At 70.3% G+C, this 23,505-nt stretch carries 24 protein-coding genes and 1 pseudogene; 10 read left to right on the forward strand and 15 right to left on the reverse strand.

From position 1 onward, the window contains the following. The first annotated feature begins 149 nt into the window (after nt 1-149). From LAJ19_RS18555 to LAJ19_RS18585, 7 genes are all read left to right on the forward strand, one after another. Nucleotides 150-2,375: a hypothetical protein gene (locus LAJ19_RS18555; RefSeq protein ID WP_225524311.1), complete on the forward strand. Its 2,226-nt coding sequence runs from the start codon at nt 150-152 to the stop codon at nt 2,373-2,375. A gap of 499 nt (nt 2,376-2,874) precedes the next feature. Continuing rightward, nucleotides 2,875-3,402, forward strand: a complete 528-nt coding sequence (uraD, locus tag LAJ19_RS18560) for a 2-oxo-4-hydroxy-4-carboxy-5-ureidoimidazoline decarboxylase (RefSeq protein ID WP_225524313.1) — start codon at nt 2,875-2,877, stop codon at nt 3,400-3,402. After that, nucleotides 3,399-4,247, forward strand: coding sequence for a factor-independent urate hydroxylase (gene pucL / locus LAJ19_RS18565; protein ID WP_225524314.1), 849 nt, complete (start codon nt 3,399-3,401; stop codon nt 4,245-4,247). Before uraD ends, pucL begins: the two co-directional genes overlap by 4 nt. Further along, nucleotides 4,244-4,600, forward strand: coding sequence for a hydroxyisourate hydrolase (gene uraH / locus LAJ19_RS18570; RefSeq protein WP_225524317.1), 357 nt, complete (start codon nt 4,244-4,246; stop codon nt 4,598-4,600). Before pucL ends, uraH begins: the two co-directional genes overlap by 4 nt. Before the next feature lie 6 nt (nt 4,601-4,606). Then, nucleotides 4,607-5,110 (forward strand): MarR family winged helix-turn-helix transcriptional regulator, encoded by a 504-nt coding sequence (locus LAJ19_RS18575; protein WP_225524318.1) that lies wholly within the window; start codon nt 4,607-4,609, stop codon nt 5,108-5,110. 298 nt (nt 5,111-5,408) lie between these two features. Beyond that, a complete protein-coding gene (locus LAJ19_RS18580) occupies nt 5,409-6,344 on the forward strand; it encodes an outer membrane protein assembly factor BamB family protein (protein ID WP_225524319.1) in 936 nt (311 codons plus the stop codon). Beyond that, nucleotides 6,341-7,295, forward strand: a protein-coding gene (locus LAJ19_RS18585; protein ID WP_225524320.1) for an IS630 family transposase whose coding sequence is annotated in 2 segments (ribosomal slippage) — nt 6,341-6,691 and nt 6,693-7,295 — 954 coding nt in all. Because the reading frame shifts where the segments join, the coding sequence is not laid out codon by codon here. Before LAJ19_RS18580 ends, LAJ19_RS18585 begins: the two co-directional genes overlap by 4 nt. Nucleotides 7,296-7,803: 508 nt before the next feature. Here LAJ19_RS18585 and LAJ19_RS18590 read toward each other — a convergent pair. The 10 genes from LAJ19_RS18590 to LAJ19_RS18635 form a co-directional block, all read right to left on the reverse strand. Beyond that, entirely contained in the window at nt 7,804-8,376 is a 573-nt protein-coding gene (locus LAJ19_RS18590) for a hypothetical protein (RefSeq protein ID WP_225524321.1), read from the reverse strand. 79 nt (nt 8,377-8,455) lie between these two features. Continuing rightward, the gene (locus tag LAJ19_RS18595) at nt 8,456-9,382 is read right to left on the reverse strand and encodes an alpha/beta hydrolase (protein ID WP_225524322.1); all 927 of its coding nucleotides are present in this window, start codon (nt 9,380-9,382) and stop codon (nt 8,456-8,458) included. A 19-nt stretch (nt 9,383-9,401) separates the two neighbouring features. Further along, nucleotides 9,402-10,097, reverse strand: a complete 696-nt coding sequence (locus LAJ19_RS18600) for a histidine phosphatase family protein (RefSeq protein ID WP_225524324.1) — start codon at nt 10,095-10,097, stop codon at nt 9,402-9,404. Then, the gene (locus LAJ19_RS18605; protein WP_225524325.1) at nt 10,094-11,194 is read right to left on the reverse strand and encodes a phosphotransferase family protein; all 1,101 of its coding nucleotides are present in this window, start codon (nt 11,192-11,194) and stop codon (nt 10,094-10,096) included. The genes LAJ19_RS18600 and LAJ19_RS18605 overlap by 4 nt, the downstream gene beginning before the upstream one ends. Then, nucleotides 11,191-11,976: an SDR family oxidoreductase gene (locus LAJ19_RS18610; protein ID WP_225524327.1), complete on the reverse strand. Its 786-nt coding sequence runs from the start codon at nt 11,974-11,976 to the stop codon at nt 11,191-11,193. Before LAJ19_RS18610 ends, LAJ19_RS18605 begins: the two co-directional genes overlap by 4 nt. A 1-nt stretch (nt 11,977) precedes the next feature. Then, the gene (locus LAJ19_RS18615) at nt 11,978-12,784 is read right to left on the reverse strand and encodes an SDR family oxidoreductase (RefSeq protein ID WP_225524329.1); all 807 of its coding nucleotides are present in this window, start codon (nt 12,782-12,784) and stop codon (nt 11,978-11,980) included. Between the two features lie 10 nt (nt 12,785-12,794). Further along, nucleotides 12,795-14,030 carry an acyl-CoA dehydrogenase family protein gene (locus LAJ19_RS18620; protein ID WP_225524330.1) on the reverse strand — a complete coding sequence of 412 codons (1,236 nt, stop codon included), beginning with the start codon at nt 14,028-14,030 and terminating at the stop codon, nt 12,795-12,797. Then, nucleotides 14,027-14,377 (reverse strand): hypothetical protein, encoded by a 351-nt coding sequence (locus tag LAJ19_RS18625; RefSeq protein ID WP_225524331.1) that lies wholly within the window; start codon nt 14,375-14,377, stop codon nt 14,027-14,029. Before LAJ19_RS18625 ends, LAJ19_RS18620 begins: the two co-directional genes overlap by 4 nt. Before the next feature lie 40 nt (nt 14,378-14,417). After that, the gene (locus tag LAJ19_RS18630) at nt 14,418-14,867 is read right to left on the reverse strand and encodes a MaoC family dehydratase (RefSeq protein WP_225524332.1); all 450 of its coding nucleotides are present in this window, start codon (nt 14,865-14,867) and stop codon (nt 14,418-14,420) included. Between the two features lie 94 nt (nt 14,868-14,961). Then, nucleotides 14,962-15,738: an SDR family oxidoreductase gene (locus LAJ19_RS18635; RefSeq protein WP_225524333.1), complete on the reverse strand. Its 777-nt coding sequence runs from the start codon at nt 15,736-15,738 to the stop codon at nt 14,962-14,964. Between the two features lie 435 nt (nt 15,739-16,173). Here LAJ19_RS18635 and LAJ19_RS18640 point away from each other — a divergent pair, with 435 nt between their 5' ends. Then, nucleotides 16,174-16,392: a hypothetical protein gene (locus LAJ19_RS18640; RefSeq protein WP_225524334.1), complete on the forward strand. Its 219-nt coding sequence runs from the start codon at nt 16,174-16,176 to the stop codon at nt 16,390-16,392. A gap of 377 nt (nt 16,393-16,769) precedes the next feature. Here LAJ19_RS18640 and LAJ19_RS18645 read toward each other — a convergent pair whose 3' ends face one another. From LAJ19_RS18645 to LAJ19_RS18660, 4 genes and pseudogenes are all read right to left on the reverse strand, one after another. After that, complete coding sequence (locus LAJ19_RS18645) at nt 16,770-17,399, reverse strand: nucleoside/nucleotide kinase family protein (RefSeq protein WP_225524372.1); 630 nt, start codon at nt 17,397-17,399, stop codon at nt 16,770-16,772. 2 nt (nt 17,400-17,401) lie between these two features. Further along, nucleotides 17,402-17,845 carry an acyl-CoA dehydrogenase family protein gene (locus tag LAJ19_RS18650; protein WP_225524374.1) on the reverse strand — a complete coding sequence of 148 codons (444 nt, stop codon included), beginning with the start codon at nt 17,843-17,845 and terminating at the stop codon, nt 17,402-17,404. A gap of 124 nt (nt 17,846-17,969) precedes the next feature. Then, nucleotides 17,970-18,551: pseudogene (locus tag LAJ19_RS21965) on the reverse strand (acyl-CoA dehydrogenase family protein); the annotation flags it as partial. Nucleotides 18,552-18,596: 45 nt separating this feature from the next. Further along, nucleotides 18,597-20,414, reverse strand: coding sequence for an ABC transporter ATP-binding protein (locus tag LAJ19_RS18660; protein WP_225524335.1), 1,818 nt, complete (start codon nt 20,412-20,414; stop codon nt 18,597-18,599). A 157-nt stretch (nt 20,415-20,571) separates the two neighbouring features. On the opposite strand from LAJ19_RS18660, the gene rsgA reads away from it, so the two are divergent. Then, nucleotides 20,572-21,567 carry a ribosome small subunit-dependent GTPase A gene (gene rsgA / locus LAJ19_RS18665; protein WP_225524338.1) on the forward strand — a complete coding sequence of 332 codons (996 nt, stop codon included), beginning with the start codon at nt 20,572-20,574 and terminating at the stop codon, nt 21,565-21,567. Nucleotides 21,568-21,852: 285 nt separating this feature from the next. Next, nucleotides 21,853-23,052, forward strand: coding sequence for a S8 family peptidase (locus LAJ19_RS18670; RefSeq protein ID WP_225524339.1), 1,200 nt, complete (start codon nt 21,853-21,855; stop codon nt 23,050-23,052). A 153-nt stretch (nt 23,053-23,205) separates the two neighbouring features. Here LAJ19_RS18670 and LAJ19_RS18675 read toward each other — a convergent pair whose 3' ends face one another. Continuing rightward, the gene (locus tag LAJ19_RS18675; RefSeq protein WP_285892314.1) at nt 23,206-23,505 is read right to left on the reverse strand and encodes a metal-sensitive transcriptional regulator; all 300 of its coding nucleotides are present in this window, start codon (nt 23,503-23,505) and stop codon (nt 23,206-23,208) included.

Here is a 23,505-nt window from a genome sequence, read left to right on the forward strand (position 1 = left end):
GTCTGGTACGATGCGAAGTGACCTCCGTCCCGGCCTTCCGTTCCCGCAGGTCCCGCCAGGTCAACGGCGTTTCACCGGCCGCTCTGAGACGCCCCACGTTCCGCCGCCTCCCCGCGCGGCCCGCCTGCGCGCGTTCACAGGTGCCTGCCATGACCTACTCCCGGGAGCGCCACCTTCCCCTGACCCTTCACGTGCTCGGCCGCCCGTACCTCAGCCGGGCGGGACGGCCGGTTCCGATGCCCGCCAAAGGCGCGGCGCTGCTCACCTACCTGACGCTTGAACACCGCCCGTTCCACCGCGAGCACCTGGCGGGACTGCTGTGGACGTCCAGTGACGCGCTGAGGAACCTGCGCGTGGAACTCAACCGGCTGCGGCACATTGACCCGGACCTGCTGCCCCCCCGGCGCGCCATGCTGGAAGTGACGTTGCCCACCGACCTGGACGCCTGGCGGCAGCAGGCGGCCACGCTGACCGACGCGGAGGTGGGCGACTGGCTGTCGGTGGGCACGGCGCTGCCCCTGAGTGGCCTGGAAGACCTGGGCTCCAGCGACCTGCGCGCCTGGGTGGACGCGCAACGCTGGCGGCTCCTGCAGGTCGTCGAGGAGCAGCTGGGTGCCACGTACGCGCGCTTCGAGCGCGAAGGCCGGCGCGCCGCCGCGGCGCTGATCGAAGCGCGCGCCGGGCCGCTGGGCCTGAATCTGCAGCGCCAGCCCGCCCTGCAGGCCGAGGTGCACTTTGGCACCCCGGACCTGCAGCGTCCGCTGCGCCGGGCGTTGCAGGCAGCGCAGCGGACGCCGCAACTCGTGCTGCTGACCGGACGGAGCGCCGCGGGACGGCAGGCGCTGGTGACGCAGGTGACGCACGGCAGCGCGTGGCAGACCCTGCACGTGCAGTTCAGCCCCGACCCGGACCTCCTGCACGCAGCGCTGCTGCATCAGCTGCTGCCGCTGCTGCCTCCCACCGAACAGGCGGAAGCGCGCATCCTGCTCACCCGGCCGGACACCGGAGCGCGCAGCGTCATCCGCCTGTGGACCGTCGCCGCCGCGACCGGCCGGCCCCTGCTGGTGTTCTTCAACGACGTGACGGACGCCGCGCCCCTGGCCCCCCACCTGCAATTCGCCCTGAACCTCCCGGTGGACCTGACGCTGGTCGTGAGTCCCGCCGACCGCGCCTCCGCGCGCGCACTGCGAGGTGCGCTGACCACGCTGGACGGCTCACGGCTGCACCTCGTGGACCTGCCGCCCCTGGGCGCCACGGAGATCATGGCGGCCCTGCAGCCCCGGCAGACCACGTGGAGTGACGAGCGCCGCTACGCGTTCGCCACCCGCGTCGCGCAGGACGCGGACGGGTGGGAGCCGCTGGCACGCGCCCTGATTGACCGGGACGCCGACCCGACCGCTCCGCCCGGGCTGCCCGACGAGGTACGGCAGGCACTCCTGGCGGAAGTGGGGCACCTGAGCGGCCCACTTCAGACGGCGCTCGCGCGGCTGGCGCTGCTGCACGGACCGGTCACGCCCGCCCTGGCCGACGCGCTGCTAGGCGACGACGCACCCAGCGTGCTGGGCCAGGCAGAGCAGCTGGGCCTGCTCGTGCCGTGCGAGGCCGAGGAAACCATGCAGCTGCCCGCCCTGACGTACCGGCCGTCGGACCGCAGCGACACCCTCTGCTTCGTGAGTGAACTGCTGCGCGCCGCACTGGCCGGAAGCCTGGAACGCACGGAACGGGCCGGGCTGCGCGCGCAGCTGGCCCGGGCAGTCCTGAGCAGTGATCCCAGCGCGGCGCTTCACTACGCGCGTGACACGGGCGAGGCCACCCTGATCCGCGAAGCCCAGGACCGCCTGGCGCCACCGTGCGTTCACACCACGGCCGGCCGGCCCGCCCGGCTCCTGGAGGCGGCCCCGCCTGTTCCGGCCGGAGACCGGCGGGAACGGCGAACCGGCGCAGGCTACCGGGTGGTGCTTGAAGGCGGCACGCTTCAGGTTCTGCGGCGCGGTCTGTACGGCCCCCCCTCACGCCTGCGCCTGCCGTGGGACGGCGCAGTGCGGGCAGGCCCCTGGGTAATGCACCTGCGCCTGGACACCCTGCGGGCCGGACCGGACATGGGCAGCGGCCCCGGGTGGACCGGCGCCGAAGTGCGCCTCGGCGACCGTGCGGCGCTGCGGCTGGGCACCACACCGGACTGCGCGGACCCGCCCGGACCGGAGCGGGCAGTGTACGTGCACGTGCCGCTGGGCCGCTGGGTCGCCGTGCGCGGAGACAGCCCGGGCGGAGCCGCCGAACTGCAGGTTCAGGCCATGGACATTGCCCTGACTGTGGCCCACTGGGAGGTGGGTGGGGAGACCCTGCTGCCGCTGGGGTCCTCCCCGGCAGGATAACCAAGTGGCGGCGGGCCGCGCCCCATGCCACCACGGCCCCGCCTGTCTCCGCAGCTCAGCCTGACCAGCGCCCCGGCAGGGCGCTGGCGACAGGTGAACAGGCTGGGCGTGAGTAGCAGCTGCCCTGCTCACGCAATGGGCAGCAAGTCCGCAGGGAGTCCATCCCGATGCCTGGCATGCGCCCCGGTTTCCGGGCGGCAGGACCTGGCGGAACGTGTTCCGTACCGTCTGAAGCGCCTGTGCGGCAGTGACTGGAGGAGCGGAGGTGGGCTTGAACCGGGCAGCATGCCGCTGGTCGTTGCTGCGAAGAACGCAAAGGTGGGCAGAAGGCACGCCCGGCTTCTGTCACCGGCTCCCGGGGCGTCAGGGGTCACAGCGGTCTGTGCCCCGCCCACGCCGCCGGGCGGCACCGTGGGCGCGTGTTGACAGGCGTCCAGGCAGCGCGTACGCTGCGGCCACCCTGATTGTTTCGTCGTCGAAGGATTCCTGGAGGTGCGCCATGTCCCGCCTGACCGTCCCGCAACTGAACGCACTGCCGGAGGACGCTTTTATTGAGCAGTTCGCCGGAGTGCTTGAACATTCACCCCACTACGCTGCGCAGGTCGCCCGGAACCGTCCCTACCAGGACGCCGAAGCGATCGCCACGGCATTCGCTGCCGCGGCCCGCAGCGGCACGCCTGACGAGCAGCGCGCCCTGATCCGCGCGCACCCCGACCTCGCCGGAAAGGCCGCGCTTGCAGGTGACCTGACCGCGGAAAGTGCGAGCGAACAGGCCAGCGCCGGACTGAACCGCCTGACCCCGGAGGAGTACGCCGAGTTTCATGCCCTGAACGCCGCGTACCACGAGCGGTTCGGCCTGCCGTACGTGGTGTGCGTGCGGGAGAACACCAGGCAGAGCATCTTCGAAGGAGCCCGGCGCCGCCTGAATCACACGCCGGAACAGGAAGTGAACGCCGCGCTGCACGAGATCGGCCGGATCGCCCGGCTGCGCGTCCTTGACCTGATCGTTCCCCAGGAGACCCCATGACGGTGCGCGTAAAACTCGGTGAGAACAACTACGGCAAGGCTGACGTCCGCCTCTTCAAGGTGTTCCGGGCCCAGCCCCGTCATGACATCTGCGACGTGCAGGTCCGGGTTGCCATGACCGGCGACTTCGGCGCGGCGCACACCGAGGGGGACAACACCGGCCTCGTGGCGACCGACACCGTCCGCAACACCATCTACGCCCTGGCGCGCGACGGCCTGACCGGCAGTGTGGAAGCTTTCGGCAGGCACCTCATCCGGCACTTCGTGACGAACGGCCCCCGCGTGACCGGCGCGCGCGCAGAATTCGTGCAACACACCTGGGCGCGGATGCACAGCCGCGGAGAGGCGCACGATCACGCCTTCGTGCGCCAGATGCCCAAGCACACAGCCACCGTGCAGGGCGACGGCGAAACCTTCACGGTGGAGAGCGGGCTGGATGAACTGTACATCCTGAAAACCACGCAGAGCGGCTGGGCCGGCTTTCACCGTGACCAGTTCACCACGCTGCCGGACACCACCGACCGGATTCTGGCAACCGTGGTCACGGCCCGCTGGACGTACCGCGTGGATGACTGCGACTACGACGACGTGTGGGGGCGCGTGTACCAGACGCTGCTGGACGTGTTTCCCGATCACTACTCGCCGAGCATGCAGAACACCCTGTACCGGCTGGGTGAAGCGGTCCTCGGCCGCTGCGACGAGATCGAGCGGATCTTCTTCTCCTTTCCGAACCGGCATCACATTCCCTATCCCCTGGACCGCTTCGGGCTGGACAACCCCGGCACGATCTTCCATGCGGACGCCGAACCCTACGGCGTGATTGAAGGGTGGGTGGAGCGCGCGTGACCGCCCCGGCGCACGGAGCGGGGCTCAGCACCCACGTGCTCGACACGGCCCGCGGACGGCCCGCCGCCGGAATTCCGGTGCAGTTGCGGGACTCGCAGACCGGGACGGTGCTGCGCGAATCGGTCACGAATGCAGACGGCCGCACCGACGAGCCGCTGATTCCGCGGGGGGACCTGCGGGCCGGGACGTACGAACTGACCTTTCACGTCGCCCCGTACTTCGCCGGGCTGAGCAGCGACCCGCCGTTTCTCGACGTGATCACGCTGCGCTTCACGGTCGCCGACGCGGCGGCGCACTACCACGTGCCGCTGCTCGTGAGTCCCTGGTCGTACAGCACCTACCGGGGCAGCTGAGGCCGCATGCCCGGTACGCGCGCGTTCCTCGCCCGGATCGAGTCGGACTGGGCGCAGGTGCGGCCCGACCTGAACGCAGCGCCCATGCTGAGCGTGCTGCGCCTGACCCGTCTCGGCGCGGCGCTGCAGTCTCATGTGGATGACCTGCTGCGCCGCGAGAACCTGAATGCTGCCGGCTGGGACCTGCTCCTGACCCTGTACCGCAGCGCGCCCGCCGAAGGCCTCAGCCCAGGGCAGCTGAGCGTCCTGAGTGCCGTGAGCGGTCCCTCGACCACCAACCGGATCCTGCGCCTGCAGCGGCGCGGCCTGATCACCCGGGCGGTGGATTCCCGTGACCGCCGCGCCGCGCGGGTGCAGCTCACCCCGGCCGGCCGGACCCTGGTCGACCGGCTGCTGCCTGAATTCCTGGCCTGCGAACAGGAACTCCTGAAGGCCCTGCCTGCCGGGCAGCTGACGCACCTGGACGCCCTGGTCGACCGGCTGCTGGCGACCCTGGAGCCGGACGGGTAAACCAGCGGGCGGCCCTTGCTCGCTGCGGGTTCCCGGTCAGAGAGGCCCGATGGGGGTAACGCGCCGGGCGGGCTGGCGCGGTTCAGGAGCCACAGGTCACCGCGCACGGGCGCGTCAACGGGAAACGGTGAGGTGACCGCGAGCACCGGAAGGGTTCCCGTGCCCGTCGGACAGAGTGGGTCGTCAAATTTGGTCTGTCAGGTTGACTTTCATCCGCCTAGACTGACCCTGAATGGCTGTGCCAGACCTCCCCCTCAGGCCGACCTGGTCTGCGCTGACTCACCAGAAGGTGCCCTCCATGGCCGAGTCCGGGGCCGTCATCGTCTGTCCCGCGCGGAGGACGAAACTGATCGCTCTGGACCGCATGACAGGCCAGGAATACTGGCGGGCCAACATCCAGAATCCCTGGGGCACCCTCGCTCTTTCGGCCACTCATGTTTACTTCCTCAATCAACACGCCCGCCTTGATGCCTTTGATCTGCACCGTGGCGCACGCCTGTGGTCGACCGAATTGCCTGGCCCCTCTGGCTGGCTGCACGCCGACGAGCGTTCGGTGGTGGTCGGCGGCTGGCGCAATTACACGCCACTCACCTGCCTGGAGGCGGCCACAGGCGAGGTGCGCTGGACCGTGCACCTCGGCTCGGCACAGGTCCTGCGAACCGCGATCTACGCACCCCTTCAGGCGGTTGCCATGCACCAGGGCATGGAGGGGCAAATCAGGTGGCTCTCGCTTCATGATGGGCATGAACGCCTCACCCTGTCCTTGAAGGAACTCCAGCCTGACTCCTGCGACGTCATTCCCAGGGGGGTCTTTGGGCAGGAGCCGCGGGGGTTGCTGGTGCGTTCGGGGTCAGGCAATTTTTATCGTCTGACCGGGGATCGAGCTGTGGTTGAACATCACCAGACTGGTCAGAACCTGCTGTCACGCCCGCTCGACGAACGCGATGGGCAGGTGTTCTTTCTCAATCGCCGGAACGAGTTCTGCGTCTATGACCTGGTCGAGCAGCACACGCTGGTGATGGAGCGGGTTGACCACCTGGGGGTTGCCCCGTTGCCGGCGCGGCGGCTACTGGACGGGTCGTATGTGTTGGGAACGTCGTCAGGAACGCTCTGGCACTTCAATGCGGCCGGCAAGCGCATCAGCCGGCGCCGGGTCTGCACAGGGGTCACCACGGAGCTGTTCACCGATGGCCGGACCATCGCCTTTAGAGCATTTGACAGAATAGAAGCATGAACTCAGCTGGGGTCCGAGGTTACGCCATCGAGTTGCGCACGCGCATTGTGGCGCTGGTCGAGGGAGGCGCTTCCCCCGACGAAGCCGCACGACATTTCTCCGTGCATGTGTCCACTGTCAAGCGGTATCTGGCACGGCACCGGGCAGGGACCCTGCACGTGGTTGCGCGACCAACGGGGCCTCACCGTACGGTGACGGCTGATCACGAAATGCAGCTGCTGGCCCAGCTCGAAACCCACCGTGACGCGACCTTACAGGAGCACGCCGACATGTTGGAAGCCAGTACCGGGGTACGAGTGAGTTACAAAACGGTAGACCGGGTCTTCCAACGTCATCACATCACCCATAAAAAAAACGATGGTCGCCAGAGAACGCAGTGAGGAACGCCGGAGGGCGTTCCTGAAAGATCTCCGGCCCCTTCTGGAACGCCCTGATCACCTGGTGTTGGTCGACGAGCGTGGCGTCAACACGGCCATGACGCGCGGGTATGCCCGCGCGTCACGTCAGGAGCGGGCAGTGGGCGTGGTCCCACGCAATCATGGCCGGAACTACACCCTGATGTGCGCCTTGAGTCTGGCTGGGCCACTGGCCCCCTTTGTTCTTGACGGTGCAGTGACGGGCGAGTGCTTCAAGTTCTATGTGGCTCAGGAATTGTGCCCACTGTTGCGTGCCGGGCAGGTGGTCATCATGGACAATCGCTCTTCACATCATCGAGCGTCCATTCGGACGCTCGTCGAGGAGGTCGGGTGCCACCTCTTGTATTTGCCGCCCTACAGCCCCGATTTCAACCCGATTGAGTGGTTGTTCTCGCAGCTCAAGGCTCGGCTGCGGGGGGAGGCCCGTTGTACGGTGAAGAGCCTGATGCAAGGGATTGCGGACGCACTGAAGACCGTGTCTGGGCCCGATATCCACGGGTGGTTCTTGGCAGCCTTCAAAAAACATCTCTTATGACAAATGCTCTAGTACGGCAAGTGGGACCGTGCTTGGCTTTCAGGTGTGAGGGGGTCACGCCGGAATTCCCGCCCGTGTAGGTGTCTTGTCGCCTGACAGACCATTCCTGACACGCCACGAGCGCTCCTTTGCCCGCGATCACATGGGTGACCGCGTGACAAGGGCAGCGTCACTCGTACGCAGGCGCATCAGGAAGGCCGGGCCGCTTTCTCTGATCCCCGCTGTCGTTGACCCTGCACGTCAGAACGGCGGGGTGAGGCGAGGCTGCCACTACCTCCGGGCCGGTCCTTGGGCCGCGCTGTTCGTCTGGCGTCCCGGCCCGTCCGACCTTGAGGCGGAGGGGGCGTGCGTTTCCGCGCAGGTCAGAGAAAGGCCAGGTTCCCCACGCAGCAGGGCCAGAGCGACCGGAGCGTCACAGGGCCGCAGCCCCCTGAACAGCGTGGTGACGCGTTACGTTATTAGCCCGGCCGCCTGTCCGGACCGCGGTCGTCGAGCACCTGACCCGCTCTCAGCGGGCGGTGTCGCCGGAGACGTCCACGTCGTCCCAGTCCAGGGCCACGTCTTCCAGGGCCACGATCGGCACCGCTGCGATGAGGTCCTGCAGCTGCGCCACCTGCGCGGCGACCCGGCTGTCGAGTCTTTCGGGCGCGGCGGGCGCCGCGTTGCGGAACCACAGCCGCGGACGGCTGTTGCGCGCCTGCGCGGGCCGTTCGTCCAGCGCGGCGGCAATGGCGCGGGTCTGGGTGGCGATCTGCTCGTCCAGCGGCGTGGACAGCAGTTCGCTGACCTGGCGCGAGTTGAGCAGGCCGCTGAGGGTGGCCGGGTCGGCGCCCAGGTCGGCGACGCAGCGCGTCTCGAGGTGCTGCAGGTGAGCGAGGTTCGACTGGAGGCCCACCGTATCGCCGGGCCGGCGGATCCGGTCTCCCTGCACCGCGAGCAGTTCGACGTGATCGGCGCGTCCGGCGACGGCCACGAGGCGCAGCCATGGACCGCGCGCGCGCTGGGTGTGGAGTACCGTGATCACCTGCGCGGTCCGGTAGACGGCGTCCTCACTGGCGAGCAGTGCGTCACGGATGGTCATGCGCTCACCCTAGTGACCTGGGCAGCACAATTCTCTTTCATGGTGAAGATCACGTGAACCAGCATAAACGCCTGTGGGGTCAGGTGCGCAGCTGTTCGCCCAGCCACGCTCCTGCGTCGTCTACGAGCTGCGCGGCGGGCGGCGAGAACGCGGTCATGTTCGCGAACCCGTGAATCATGCCGGGGCCCGGGCGGTGATCGGCGCGCACCCCGGCGGTTGACAGCGCCTGCGCGAACGCGGCGCCTTCATCGCGCAGGGGATCGAATTCAGCGGTGAGCACCAGGGCGGGCGGCAGGCCGCGCAGGTCGGCGTGCAGCGGGCTCACGTGCGGGTGGGCGGCGTGCGCGGCGTCCGCGAGGTACAGGCGGCCCATTTCGGCCATGCGCTCGCGCGTCAGGAAGTACCCGTCGCCGTTCGAGACCCGGCTTTCATGCACGTGTGGGGTCACCGCGTCGACCGGCGGGTAGATCAGCAGCTGCGCGCGGAGGGCGGGGCCGCCCTCGTCCCGGGCGCGCAGCGCGCAGGCAATCGCGAGGCTCGCGCCGGCGCTGTCCCCGGCCACTGCCAGGCGCCGGGCGTCCACCTGCAGTTCGGCGGCGTGCGCCGCGGCCCAGCGCAGCGACGCGAAGGCGTCGTTCACGCCGGCCGGGAACGGATGTTCCGGCGCGAGGCGGTACGCCACGCTCAGGACGGCGCCGCCGGACGCGGCGCACAGTTCGCGGCACAGGGCGTCGTGCGTGTCGATGGAGTAGGCGATGAAGCCGCCGCCGTGGAAGAACACCGTCAGGGGCGGCGTGCCCGGCGTGTCGGGCCGGTACAGGCGGGCGGGCAGGGGGCCGTCACTGCCGTCCACGGTGAGGTCGCGCACGGCGGCGACGGGCACGGGGCGCGTGGGGGCGCGCCGGGCGTTCGCCTCGACCATGGCGCGCATCTGGGTCAGGTCGGTGGGTTGCGGCGCGGCGGCAAGTTGCAGCAGCAGCTCCCGCAGGTGAGGATCAACGGGCATCGGGTCTCCTTGAGAGGGGTCAGCGCCAGGAGCGCAGCTGGGGCGGCAGGTGGTGAATTTCGTTGAAGCTGTCCAGGCTCACGCGGCCGGCGCCGAAGGTCAGGCGGGTCACGGACGCGTTGCGCACCCGCCAGTTCAGGCGCAGTGCGGCGGCGTCCGGGGCGTCCAGGGCGAGCGCGACGCCCAGTCCGATCACGCCGCCACTCGTGAAGACCAGGGTGGTTGATCCGGACGGGCCGCGCAGCAGTTCGGTGAGGGCGGCGCTGACCCGCGCGCGGAACGCTGCCCAGCCTTCCACGGCGTCGTGGGTGAGGGTCCCGGCCTGCCAGTGGTCGGCGAGGTGTTCCAGGACCCGCTGAAAGGCGCGGTTGCGTTCTGGCCCGCCCGGCTGCGCGCGGAACTCGCGGAGCCGGGGGGCAAAGGCCGGGTCCCGGGCGGCCAGCAGGGGCGCCAGGGTGTGGACGAGGCCGTCGCCGTCGTACTCGGCCAGCCGGGCGTCGAGGCTGGGTTCGGGCCAGCTGGCCTGCGCGGCCAGGGCCGCGGTTCGCCGCTGCCGCACGAGCGGGCCGTGCAGAACGTGCGTGGGCGTCACGCCGTCGGCGGCCAGGGCCTCTCCTACCGCGCGCGCCTGCGCCTCGCCGAGCGGGGAGAGGCGGTCGGTGTCGGCTTCAAAGGGCGTGGCCTGACCGTGGCGGATGAGCAGCAGTTCACTCACGCGCCGGTCCCGGCGTCGTGCGCGGTGATGCGCCGCCACGCTTCCTGCATCAGCCACGTGGCCTGACCGGCCAGCGGCGCGAAGCGCGGGTCGCTCGTCTGTCCGGCGCGGTAGCGGGCGAAGATCTGCAGGACGATCACGGCAAGCTTGAAGTGACCGAGCACCTCGTACCAGGGCAGATGCGCAGCGACGCTGACGCCCCGGCGCTGCTCGTAGCGCGCAACGAGGTCGTCCCGGCTCAGGAAGCCCGGCGCGGCGGCGCCCACGCGGTTGGGCGCGCCGCCCGGCAGTTCTGGCATGGTCCAGTACGTCAGGGTCAGGCCCAGGTCCACCAGGGGATCACCGACGGTGGTCATCTCCCAGTCGAGCAGCGCCACCACGCGGCCCGGGTCGTGCGGGTCGAACATCAGGTTGTCCAGCTTGAAATCGTTGTGGACCAGCGTGTGGGCCGTTTCCGGCGGCGTATGCGTTTCCAGCCACGCGATGACGAGGTCGTCACGCAGCTCGGCGGGCGGCGGCAGGTCCCCGGTGCCGGCCAGGGCCTCGCGCGCGCGGCGCCAGCGGCCGGCCCAGCCGTCCACCTGACGGCGGTTGAAGCCCTCCGGTTTGCCGAGGGCGCGCAGGCCCGCCGCGTCGATGTCCACGCCGTGCAGGTCAGCGAGCGTGTCGATCAGCGCCGCGGACAGGCGCGCGGGGGCGTCGGGCAGGCCGAGGTAGGCGCCGGGCAGGCTGGTGCGCACGACTGTGCCGCGGCGGCGTTCCATCAGGTAGAACGGCGCGCCGATCACGTCGGGGTCGTCCACGACGAGGGCCGGGGCGGGCGCGACGGGCAGCACCGGATGAATGCGTTCAAGGAGGTGCGCCTCGCGGGTCATGTCATGGGCGCCCTTGGCCACCGGGCCCAGCGGCGCGCGGCGCAGCACGTACTCGTGCTCGCCGAGACGCACGAGGTACGTGAGGTTGGAGAACCCGCCGGGGAACTGCTCGACGCTCAGGGCGTCCACGTTGCCGGGCAGTCGGCCGCGCAGCGCGGCTTTCAGGGCGTCCAGGGGCAGCTCCTCGCCGGGACGGACGGGGGCGGTGTCAGGCCGGGTCACGCCCTGGTCTCCTCCCCCTGGGGGTGCAGCAGGGCCATGGCCTTGCCGCGCAGGTGGCGCATCTTGCTGATCCACTCGTCGTAGTTCTGCGCCTTGAGCTGAAAGCCCTTGAGGGTCGTGGGGTGCGTGGTGATCAGGAATCCGTCCTCACGCAGCACCGCCAGGGTCTTCCCGACGAGCTCATCGGTGGTGATGGCCGTCTGCTGCAGAATCGGGGCGTTCTGGATCATGGGGGTCCACACCCCCTCGGGGCACAGGGCCGCCACCTTGATGCCGCGGTCCCCGTAGGTGATGCTCAGCCACTCGGCGAAAGCCAGGGCGGCGTGCTTCGTCACGGCGTACGGCGCGGAGTGCAGTTCGGTGAGCAGCCCGGCGGCAGAAGCGGTGTTGAGCAGGTACCCGTCGCCGCGTTCGAGCATGTGCGGCATGACATGCCGCGCCGCCCAGACGTGACTCATCACGTTCACGCGCTGAATCAGGTCCCAGGTCTTGTCGGGCGTCTCGGGCCCCTCCCCCACCCCGATTCCGGCGTTCGAGCAGAACAGGTCAATGCGGCCTTCGCGTGCGAGGACGTCGTCGATCAGGGCCTTGACGCCCTCCTCACGGCTGACGTCGGCCGGCACGAAGCGCGCGCCGATCTCCTGCGCCTTCTGCGCGCCGAGGACCTCGTTGCGGTCCGAGGCGATCACGGCGGCGCCCTCACGCACGAAGGCTGCGGCGAGCGCCAGCCCGATGCCGGACGCCGCGCCGGTCACGACAATCACTTTCTGGTTGAATTCCATGTCAGTTGCCTCTCTGGGTGGGCAGGTCGTCCGGGAACGCGTGACGTCCGGCCAGCTGGTCCTGCGTGTGCCGCGCCAGGTCCCGCACGCGGCCCAGCCACCGGTCGTGGGTATTCGCGCGCGCCTGGAAGGCCCGGCGGGTCATGGCGTGCGTGGTGATCAGGAATTCCCCGGCCCGCAGGCCCTGCACCGCGGCGTCGGCCACCTGCTCCGGCGCGATGGCGTCCGCCTGGAGGTGTGGCGCCTGCCCGATCAGCGGGGTCTGCACCCATTCCGGGCACAGGGCCGCCACGTGAATGCCCTGATCGCCGTAGGTGATCGCCAGCCACTCCGCGAACGCAAGCGCCTCGTGCTTGGTGACCGCGTACGGCGCGGAGTGCACTTCGGTCAGCAGGCCGGCCGCGGATACGGTCTGCAGCAGCGCGCCTGTGCCGCGCGCGAGCATGTGCGGCAGGACGTGCCGGGCGCCCCAGATGTGACTCATTACGTTCACGCGCCAGGACAGGTCCCACAGCGCGTCGCTGGGCTCCAGACCGTTCCCGACCGCCAGGCCGGCGTTCGAGCACAGCACGTCCACCTGCCTCTCATGGGCCAGGACGGCCTCAATGAGGGCCTGCACGCCCTCCTCACGGCCCACATCGGCAGGCACGAAACGCGCGCCGATCCGGTCGGCCTCGGCCGCGCCCCGCTCGGCATTGAGGTCCGAGGCGACGACAGCGGCGCCTTCCTGAACGAACCGCTCCGCGAGCGCCAGTCCGATACCGGACGCCGCGCCGGTCACGACAATGGTCTTTCCGTTCAGGTCCATGCCGGCCGCCTCAGCCACGGCGGGCCACGCCCTGCCGCGCGAGTTCCACCTTGGCAACCGTTTCGGTATGAACGATGTCCGGCCCGTCCGCAAGGCGCAGCGTGCGGGCCTGCGCGTACATCATGGCCAGCGGCGTGTCCTGGCTGACGCCAGCGCCACCGAACACCTGAATGGCCCGGTCGATGACGCGCAGGGCCACGTTCGGCGCGACCACCTTGATCGCCGCGATCTGCCCGCGCGCCGCTTTGTTGCCCACGGTGTCCATCATGTGCGCGGCGTTCATGGTCAGCAGCCGCGCCTGGTCGATCTCCATCCGGCTGGTGGCGATCGCTTCACGCACGTGCTGGTGCGCCATCAACGGCTTCCCGAAGGCCACGCGCGCCGCGGCCCGCTGCACCATGAGGTCCAGTGCCCGCTCCGCCTGCCCGATCAGGCGCATGCAGTGGTGAATGCGGCCCGGCCCCAGGCGGCCCTGCGCGATCTCGAAGCCGCGGCCCTCGCCGAGCAGCATGTTCGAGGCGGGCACCCGCACGTCCCGGAAGGTCATCTGCGCGTGTCCGTGCGGCGCGTCGTCGTACCCGAACACGGTCAGCATGCGGTCTTTGGTCACGCCGGGCGCGTCAAGCGGCACCAGCACCATGCTCTGCTGCAGGTGGCGCTCGGCGCCCGGGTCTGTTTTCCCCATGAAGATACTGATCCGGCAGCGCGGATCCCCGGCGCCGCTCGTCCACCACTTGTCCCCGTTGATGACGTACTCGTCACCGCTGCGGACGATGCTGGACTCGATGTTCGTGGCGTCACTGCTCGCCACGCCGGGTTCCGTCATGGAAAACGCGCTGCGGATCTCGCCGTTCAGCAGCGGCATCAGCCACTGCTCCTGTTGTTCGGGCGTGCCGTAGCGCGCCAGCACCTCCATGTTCCCGGTGTCGGGCGCGGAACAGTTGAACACCTCCGGCGCCCACCAGACCCGGCCCATGATCTCGCACAGGCCCGTGTACTCCAGGTTGCTCAGCCCCGCCCCATACCGGCCCTGCGGGTCACTGGCGGGCGGCAGGAACAGGTTCCACAGGCCAGCCTCGCGCGCCTTGGGTTTCAGTTCGTCAATGAGGGGCAGATGCTCCCAGCGGTTCCCGGTCTCGATCTGCCGGGCGATTTCCGCTTCGTTCGGGTAGATGTGCGCCTCCATGAAGGCCGTCAGGCGTTCACGCAGGTCGCGGGCGCGGTCGGATACGTCGAATACGGTCATAAGGGTTCCTCCTCCGGGGACAGCAGGCGAAAGCCCGCCTCGCGTCCCTCAATGCCCAGCAGAAACTGACGGTGCCCTCTGCCGCCCGCACCGCGCAACACCAGTCCCAGCGCCAGCAGGCCGTCCAGGACCGCCTCGGCGCGTTCCATCAGGGCCGGGTCGGGGTCCTGCGCCAGCTGATGGGCCAGCCGGGCGTCTTCCTCGAACAGCGCCCGGTAGGGCCCGAACGCGGGCGTCGCGTCGAACGTGCCGCGCACTGTGAACAGGTCCGTGCCGGTCACGGTCAGTGTGCCCAGCACCTCCCCGGTGGTGGGGCGCTCCAGCGTGAACTGCGTGCCGGGGTTCACGTGATCCTGACCTGGCCGCCGGACAGGCGCCGGACGCGGCTCACAGGTACACCCGGAAGACACTTTCAGCCGTGCAGGCGGGTCGGGCCTCGCCCTCGATCTCGATGGTGTTCGCCACCGTGATCTGCACAAACCCGGCGCCGGGTTCGGCCGCCTGCAACACCGCGCGGTTGCGCAGCCGGGCGCCGGAGCGGACTGGGGTAATGAAGCGCACGCGGTTCAGGCCGTAGTTCACGGTCAGGCGGGCGCCCTCAATCTGAGGGGCGCCGCCAAGGCTCATGAAGTCCCCCGCCAGGAGGGACAGGGTCAGGAAGCCGTGCGCGATGGTCGTGCCGAAAGGCCCCTGCGCGGCGCGTTCAGCGTCCACGTGAATGAACTGGTGGTCGCCCGTGGCAGCCGCGAAGGCATTGATGCGCTCCTGGGTGATCTCGGTCCACGCGCTGAGCGCCACCTGCTGTCCCACATGCGCCTGAAGGTCCTGGGGCTTCATGCGGCGCCGCCCTGCCGTTCGGGCCTGCACGCGCGGGCGTGAATGGCGCGGCGAATCCGGTTCTGCGCCTGCGGGGAGTTCCGGCGGGCGCCGGTCATACCGCGGTGATGCCGCCGTCGATGGCGATGTTCTGTCCCGTGATGTAGGCGCTCGCGTCGCTGGCGAGCAGCAGCGCGAGGCCCTTGAGGTCCTCGGGGCCGCCGAGGCGGCGCATGGGCGTGTGCTCCAGAATGGCCTGTTCCCCGTACGCCAGGGTGCCTTTGGTCATCTTGGTGGGAAAGTACCCGGGGCAGACGCTGTTGACGGTGATGCCCTGCGCGGCGAATTCCGCGGCGAGGGCGCGGGTGAAGTTCACCATGGCGCCCTTGCTGGTGTTGTACGCCATGGTGGCGGCCATGCGGGGATCGTTGCCCTGCAGCCCGGCGACGGAAGCGACGTTGATGATGCGTCCCCGGCCGCGCGGCACCATGCAGTGTTTCAGGACGGCCTGGGTCAGGACGAAGGTGCCGTTCACGTTGACGTTCATGACCTTCAGCCAGGCGTCCAGGGGGTGTTCGAGGGTGGGGGCGCCCCAGGTGGCGCCGGCGTTGTTCACGAGGATGTCGATGGGGCCGACCTCGTTGTGGATGCGCTGCACGGTGGGGTCCAGGGTGTCGAAGGCGCCGAGGTCGTTGGCGTACACATGGGCAGTGATGCCCAGTCCGGCGAGGTGGGTGCGGGCCTCGTCGAGTTCGTGCTGCTTGCGGGCCGTCAGGACGACGGTGGCGCCGTACTCGCCGAGGGCTTCGGCAATCTGCAGGCCAAGGCCGCGGCTGCCGCCGGTGATGAGGGCGACCTTGCCGGTAAGGTCGAATAATTCCTTCAGGGCCATGCGGGGTACCTCCAGGTGGGTTGGGTGTCGGGGTTCAGCATAGGCAGAAAGTTACGTGCACGTCAATTTTGTACGTGCCCGGACCGGCCGGCCACGCCAGCCCCGGTAATTCCCGACCGGCGCCGTCCGGCAGAACGCTCCACAGCCCCGGGTGCCTCAGGTCTGCTCCGGGCGTCGGCCCAGGTCCCTGGCCGCCGGTGGACGGGTCCCGGCCTGTTGCCTGGACCGCGCGAGGCGCTTGGCTGGCACTACACCTGCACTGCCAGCCCCCCCTTCCAGGTGCACAACATCCGGGCTGGCGTCCCGCAGTTCCACGGGTAGTGGCTTGCCCCAGGCGGTGCGTTCAGTCTCAATGTGCAGATTGCCCTGACCTTGCGCCTTTCAGCCCGGGGGCGTCGTGACGGTACCCACCCTGAGCCTGGAGGAAGGCGGCCCGTGTCAGGTGAGCGCCACGGTCGACCGCGCGGCCCTGAGCGCGGGCTGCCCATCACGGAACACTACGCGCATCCGGTCCAGGTGGCGTGCGGCGGGACGCCAGGCCTGAATGCCGCGTACGACCCGGCGAAGCACTCGCAGTTGCGCAATGACACGGCGCTGCTCCAGACCCGCTGGACCTGCGGCGCGAAACGCAGCGCGTGGCGCTGTCTGGCGTGAACGACGGCCGCCGGGTGAAGGTGTAGGTCAGCGGCCCTCAGCCGCTTCGCGCGGCGCCGCCTCCGTCCTTCGTGACCAACCGCAGGGTGATGAGGGGCGAGGCGCGCCGGACCGATAGGCCTGCGGCCGGGGCGGAGGTGACTGTAACGCGCGTGGTCCGGTGGCCGCCCCGCGCACCAGGAGAGCTGGGTGGGCCGGTTCTGGCCGTGGGGCGGGGTGTTTGCCGTCACCCCCGATGCCCTCTGGGCCTGCCCACGCCCCGAAGGAACGGATCAGGCCGGGCAGTGACCGTTCCGGAGGCTGGGCAGCGCTGGGACGCGGCCGGGGAGCCGCCCAGAGCCCTTCGGCGCAACCAGCGGCCCACCCGGCTCTCCTGGTCAGTGAAGGTGTACGTTCAGGTCGGCCAGGTCCTGCGTGGCGTCGATCAGGCGGGCGTTGCGTTCGTCGACGGCCTGCACCCAGTTCCGCGCGGCCTCGGGGGTCCGGCCATGCGCTTCGTGCCGCGCGATCAGGCGGCGCAGGCGCTCGGGGCCGGGCAGTGTCAGGAACCACACCTCGTCCAGGTGCGAGCGCGCGGCGCGCCAGGGGCCGTCCAGCAGCAGGTAGTTGCCCTCGGTGACGATCAGCGGGACGTCAGCCGGGACCGGCAGCGCGCTGCCGATGGACGCTTCAAGCTGCCGGTCGAAACGCGGAGCGTACACCAGCGGCTCGTCACGCCGCCGCAGGCGCGCGAGCAGCGCTGCGAAGCCCAGGGCGTCGAAGGTGTCGGGCGCGCCCTTGCGGTCCTGCTTGCCCAGGCGCCGGAGTTCCTCGTTCGCCAGGTGAAACCCGTCCATGGGCACGAGCGCCGCGTCCCCACGCAGCGCCTCGACCAGTGCCGCCGCGAGCGTTGACTTTCCGGCTCCGGGGCTGCCAGTGATGCCCAGGAGCCGGCGTTCCCCTGGGGTCACCAGCCGCCGGGCGCGGATCGTGAGGTCCTCCAGGGTGGCGTGCACGACGTCCGGCATGTTCAGGGTCCTGCGGCGTCCGGAGTGGCCGCGTTCAGCAGGGCGGCGCCGTACGCCTGGTACGCGCTGTCCTCGCCGGGAGGGTGGGTCAGGCCGGCCCGGGCGTCCCGCAGCAGGCGTTCCAGCGGCAGCGTGGCGGTCAGGGCGGCGCCGCCTGCCGTACGGACGGCGAGGTCCGTGGTGCTCACGGCGGCGTTGGTGCAGGCTGCTTTTGCGGCGCCGATCAGGGGGACGGCCGCGGCGCCCGGCTCGGCGTCCCAGGCGCGCGCGGCGCGGCGCAGCAGTGCCTGCGCGCCCAGCAGTTCGGCGCCGATGCGGCCGACGTTCTCCTGCACGCGGCCCAGGGTGGCGATCGGCGCGCCCAGCGCGGTGGGGACGCGCTCGTGGGCGTAGGTGACCAGCGCGTCGAGCGCCGCGAAGCCCACGCCGAGGTACGTGCCGGCCACCGCCGTCCAGAACCAGGCGCTGCTGGCCGGGTGTGCCGGGGCCGGCGGGGCGTGCAGGCGCGCGGGTGAACACCACGTCGTGACTGCCGCTGCCGCGCAGGGCGTGCGCGCCCACCCAGGTCGGCTCGATGCTCACGCCCGGGCCGTGCATGTCCACGAGGTACCGTGCGACGCGGCCGTCCGGCGTGGCGGCGGTCACGATGGCCCAGCGCAGCGCGCGTGACCCGGTACTCCAGGTTTTGCGGCCCGTGACCAGCCACTCGCTGCTCTCGAAGCCGGTGCCGTCCGGCTCGGCAACGGTGCGGGGCAGACCGCCGCGCGACGGACTGCCGAGTTCCGGTTCGCTGGCCAGGGCATTCAGGAGTTCGCCGCGCACTCCGGCCTGCGCGAGCGCCGCGAGGAGAGGTTCGGGCAGGGTGCGGCCCTGGAAGCTGGCGCCGGTCACGTGGCCGTGCATGGCGAGCACCAGGGCCAGCCCGGCGCCTGCGCGGCCGAGCGTGAGCTGCGCCTGCGCGAATCCGGCGAGCGAGGCCCCCAGCCCGCCGCGGTCCTCGGGAAGGGTCAGGCGGCTGTACCCGCTGGCGGCCAGGGCGTGGGCGGCGGCCGGGGTGACGTCCTGCGCGGCTTCGCACTCGGCCTGATGGTCACGGACGGCCTGCGCGGCGCGGCCGACCACCTGCGCCTGGTCGGGGGTGAGGGTCGTCATGCCGGGCAGCGTAGCCCGCCGGGCGGGGCGGGTCAAAGGGGCGGTTCAGGTGTAGCCGCGGGCCTGCAGGTCGTACAGCGTGGCGTACCGGCCGTGCTGGGCGAGCAGCGCGTCGTGTGACCCGGCTTCCACGATCTCGCCGCCGCTCAGGACAATGATCTGGTCGGCGAGGCGCACGGTGGAGAAGCGGTGGGAGACCAGGAGGGTGATGCGGTCGAGGGTCTGTTCGCGCAGCGCCTGGATGGTGTCGAATTCAGCGCGGGCGTCGAGCGCGGCGGTGGGTTCGTCGAACACGAGCACCGAGGCGTCCCGGAAGTACAGCCGGGCGAGCGCCAGGCGCTGCCACTGCCCGCCGGACAGCTGCCGGCCGCCCTGGAACAGCCGGCCCAGCGGGGTGTCCAGCCCCTGGGGGAGGGTCTCGATGAACGCCGCGCCGGCCTGGCGGGTGGCGCTCTGCACGGCGCTGGTGTCGTCCAGGCGGCCGACCTCGGCCAGGGCGACGTTGTCCCGGGCGGTCATCTGGTACTGCCCGAAGTCCTGGAAGATGATGCTCATTTCGCGCTGCACGCTGCGCGGGCTGAAGCGCGCGGCGTCCAGCCCGTTCAGGAGGATCTGCCCGCCGGTCGGGGCGAACAGCAGTGTCAGGAGTTTCACGATGGTCGTCTTCCCGGCGCCGTTCTCGCCGACCAGGGCGAGCGCCTCGCCGCGGCGCACCGTGAAGTTCACGCCGCGCAGCACGTCCCGGTCGGTCAGCGGGTACCGGAAGCTCACGTCCCGGAATTCGATACTCTCGATGCGGCCCTGCCAGGGCTCGCCGGCGTCGAGGTCGCGGGTGGGCAGTTCGAGGAAGGCGTAGAGGTTGCGCATGTACAGGAGGTTCTGGTAGATCGCGGAAAAGCCGTTCAGGAGGCTCGAGACGGTGCCCTGCACCTGCGTGATGCCCAGCACGAAGACACTGAAGTCTCCGACGCTGATCTGCCCGCCCGCGGCGCGGCGCAGGATCAGGGCGCTGGCCAGGCCGATCAGCAGGGCGCTGAGCAGCCCGGCGGCGAAGCCCCACGCGGAGCGGCGGCGCACGAGGGTGACAAGCTGCGTGCGGAAGCCCAGGTAGTAGGTGCGCCAGCGGTCCATCAGGTACCCTTCAAAACCGAACAGCCGCACTTCCTTGACCAGGGTGTCGGAGGTCAGGAGGCTGCCGAGGTAGTTCTGCACGCGGGCGTCGTGCGTCTGGCGGCGCAGCATGCGGTAGCCTTCCACACCGAAGCGGTTGCTGACGATCACGCCGGGTACGCTGGCGAGAATCACGAGGGGCAGCACCCAGGGGCCCAGCGTGGTCATCAGGGCGCCCACCGAGCCGAGGGTCACGGCTGCGCCGGCGAGCGTCACGAGCTGCGTGGCGACGCCCAGCGGGCGCGACCCGACCTCCCGCCACGCCTGCTGCAGCCGGTCGTAGGTGTCGGCGTTCTCGAACGCTTCGACGCTCAGGGTGGAGGCCTTGCCGAGAATGCGGCGGCTCACCGCGTGCTGAAGGCTGTCGCCGAGCAGCTGCTGCGCGGCGTTCTGCACGGTACTGATCAGGTTGCCCAGGACCACGAGGCCCACCTGCACGGCCAGCAGGGTCAGCAGGGCGCGGTAGGTGACGTTGCCCTGGGCGGCGCGCGCCACCTCGTCAAGCAGGAGCTTGCCGACGTACAGGTTCGCGGCGGGCAGGGCGCTGGCGGCCAGGCTGGTCAGCCCGTACGTGGCGCTGTGGGTGGGGCTGGCGTGCCAGACCAGCGACAGTGTGGCGCGCAGGTCCCGCAGGCGCTCACGCAGGGTCAGGGTCTCATCTGGCTGGGGTACGGAGTGGGGCGCGGGAAACATCTGAGCCCCAGCATGAGGCATGGGTCCGCTGGTGACCGTGAGGCGCGCAGTGTGGGCGGCGTCGCTGGGCAAGGGGGCGGCGAGCGGCTAGGCTGGGCCGGATGCTGCGCTGCGCTGAAGGTGCCCTGAACGTCCGTGACTGCTGCCGGGGGCGGCAGTGAGCGCCCTGAACCTGACCGAGGTGGGCTGGACGCCGGCTTTCGAGGCGGCGGCGGCGCTGGTCCGGGCAGCTTCGCCGGACCTGTCCCTGCTGCCGGCCCGGGTGGCGGGCGTCGGCCGCAACACCGCGACCCTCTGGACGGAGGGTGGCCCGCAGGAGGCGGTGTTCGCCGGAGCGCTGCGCCAGTCGGAGCTGTCCCCGGTGATCGGCGACTGGGTGCTGGCCGAGGTGGTTCCGGCCGGGTCGGCGCAGGGGGCGCCGCTGCGGGTGCACGCGGTGCTGCCGCGGCGCACGGCGTTCACGCGGGCGGTGCAGGGGGGCGCGCAGGTGCTCAGCGCGAACGTGGACGTGGTGATGGTGATGACCGCCCCGGACGGGGACGTTGATCACGCGCGGCTGCGGCGGTACCTGGAGGCGGTGCAGGCCGGCGGGGCGCGGGCGGCGCTGCTGCTGAACAAGGTGGACCTGTCGCGGAACGTGTCGGGCGTGCTGGCGGACCTGCGGGCGCTGGATCCGGCGGTGCCGGTCCTGGACCTGTCGGCGCGGTCGGGGCAGGGGGTCGCGGAGGTTCGCGCTCTGATTGGCCCTGGAGAGACGGCGGCCCTGATCGGCTCGTCGGGCATGGGCAAGAGCACCCTGACGAACGCCCTGCTGGGGCGCGAGGTGGCCCTGACCGGTGAGGTGGGGGCCACGCGGGAGGGGCGGCACACGACGACCGCCCGGACGCTCTACCGCCTGCCGGGGGGCGGGGTGCTCGTAGACAACCCGGGCCTGCGGGACATTGAGGTCTGGCGCGGGGACGACCCGGCGGGGTTTGAGGATGTGGAGGCGTTTGCGGCAGAGTGCCGGTTCCGGAAGTGCACGCATTCAGGCGAGCCGGGCTGCGCGGTGGAGCGGGCCGTGGCGCGGGGGCAGTTGAGCCGGGAACGGGTGGAGGCCTTTCGTGCGGCGCACGGGGAGAAACCGGTCCGGCGGCGCCGCCGGGATTCCTGAGAATTGTGAGAAAATGACAAAAGTCGTCAGGACTGCCGCAGAGTGTCCCGAATATACAGACAGGATTTTTGTGCTTTGTCACACTATTTCAGCCTGCTTCGTCCTCAGCTCAGTCTCAGAAATCGCCTCTTCATCTTTGGTCTCTCATCTTTCCGGCCCACCCACCTGCCTATCATCTCCGAGGTTCCCTACAACCTACCCGGTGCACGCGACAGTCCCGGCCGTGGCGTCACGCCCCGCGCCGCCCTGCACCTCACTCCCCCAGGAACCACCCGGAGGTCCGCCATGAACGCACGTCCCCTCTTCTCCCTGCTCGCGCTCAGCCTCATCCTCGCCTCCTGCGGCCAGCAGCAGACCGCCACGCCCCAGACCAGCCAGGGCGCCCCGGTGCTCGGCACCAGCAACCCCGAAGCGATCCCCGGGCAGTACATCGTCGTGTTCAGCGACGGCGCGGCCAGCAACCTCAGCAGCCAGGGCGCCAGCAGCCTGATCAGCACGCTGGGCCTCGACCCGCAGGGCGTGCAGGTGCAGCACGTCTACAGCGCCGCCCTCAACGGCTTCGCCGCCCGACTCAGCACCCAGAACGTCGCCCGGCTCCAGGCTGATCCCCGCGTGAAGTACATCGAGCAGGACGCCGCGATGCACATGAGCGCCACGCAGTCCGGCGCCACCTGGGGCATCGACCGCATTGACCAGCGCAACCTCCCCCTGAGCGGCACCTACACCTACGACTACACCGCCAGCGGCGTCAGGGCCTACATCATCGACACCGGCATCCGCACCACGCACAGCCAGTTCGGCGGGCGGGCCATCTGGGGCACGAACACCACCGGGGACGGCACCAACAGCGACTGCCAGGGACACGGCACCCACGTCGCCGGGACGGTCGGCGGCAGCACCTACGGCGTTGCCAAGGGCGTGACCCTGGTCGCCGTGAAGGTCCTGAACTGCCAGGGCAGCGGCACGAACTCCGGCGTAATCGCCGGCGTGAACTGGGCCGTGAGCAACAAGGGCAGCGCGACCGCCGTGGCCAACATGAGCCTGGGCGGCGGGTACAGCCAGGCCGTGAACGACGCCGTGAACAGCGCCGCGAGCAAGAACCTCGTGATGGTGGTCGCCGCCGGCAACGAGAACCAGAACGCCTGCAACGTCTCCCCGGCCAGCGCCGCAAGCGCCATCACGGTCGGCGCTACCACCCGCAGTGACAGCCGTGACACCACGTACAGCAACTACGGCAGCTGCCTGGACCTCTTCGCGCCCGGCACCGGCATCACCAGCGCCTGGAATACCGGTGACACCGCCACAAACACCATCAGTGGCACCTCGATGGCCTCCCCGCACGTCGCCGGCGCCGCCGCGCTGAGAATCGCCGCCGGGTACAACAGCACCAGCAGCGTCACCAGCGTCATCATCAACAGCGCCACCACCAACGTGCTGAGCAGCGTCGGCACTGGCAGCCCCAACCGCCTGCTCTACACCCGCTGAGCCTCACCCGGGCGGCCGCAGCGGCAGGTACCGCCCGGACCACCCCCCCTTCAGCGCTGGAGGCCCACCGGGAACACCGGTGGGCCTCCAGCGGCTCGGCTTCCGGAATCTGCCCTGCGCTCCGGTCGGTGTCGTGCATGGCCCGGCCGGGCTTCAGGTATACTTGAGCGCCTCCATGAGCTCCTCGACGATCTCGTGGCTGTCACCCCGGGTGGAGGCGGTCGCCACGTGCGCTTCCAGGTGCCCGCGCAGCACCACCTCGCCCGCACCGCCCAGGGCGCCCTGCACGGCCTTGAGCTGCCGCAGAACGTCCACGCAGTACACGTCCGGGTCTTCGAGCATGCGCACGATGGAATCCAGGTGCCCGCGCGCGATGTTCAGTCGCCGGGCGGCGCGCTTGCGGGCGTCTTCCGGCATGCACAGGTGGGTGGGCGGGTGACAGGCGCGGGTCAT

The organism is Deinococcus taeanensis (assembly GCF_020229735.1).
Lineage (GTDB): Bacteria > Deinococcota > Deinococci > Deinococcales > Deinococcaceae > Deinococcus > Deinococcus taeanensis.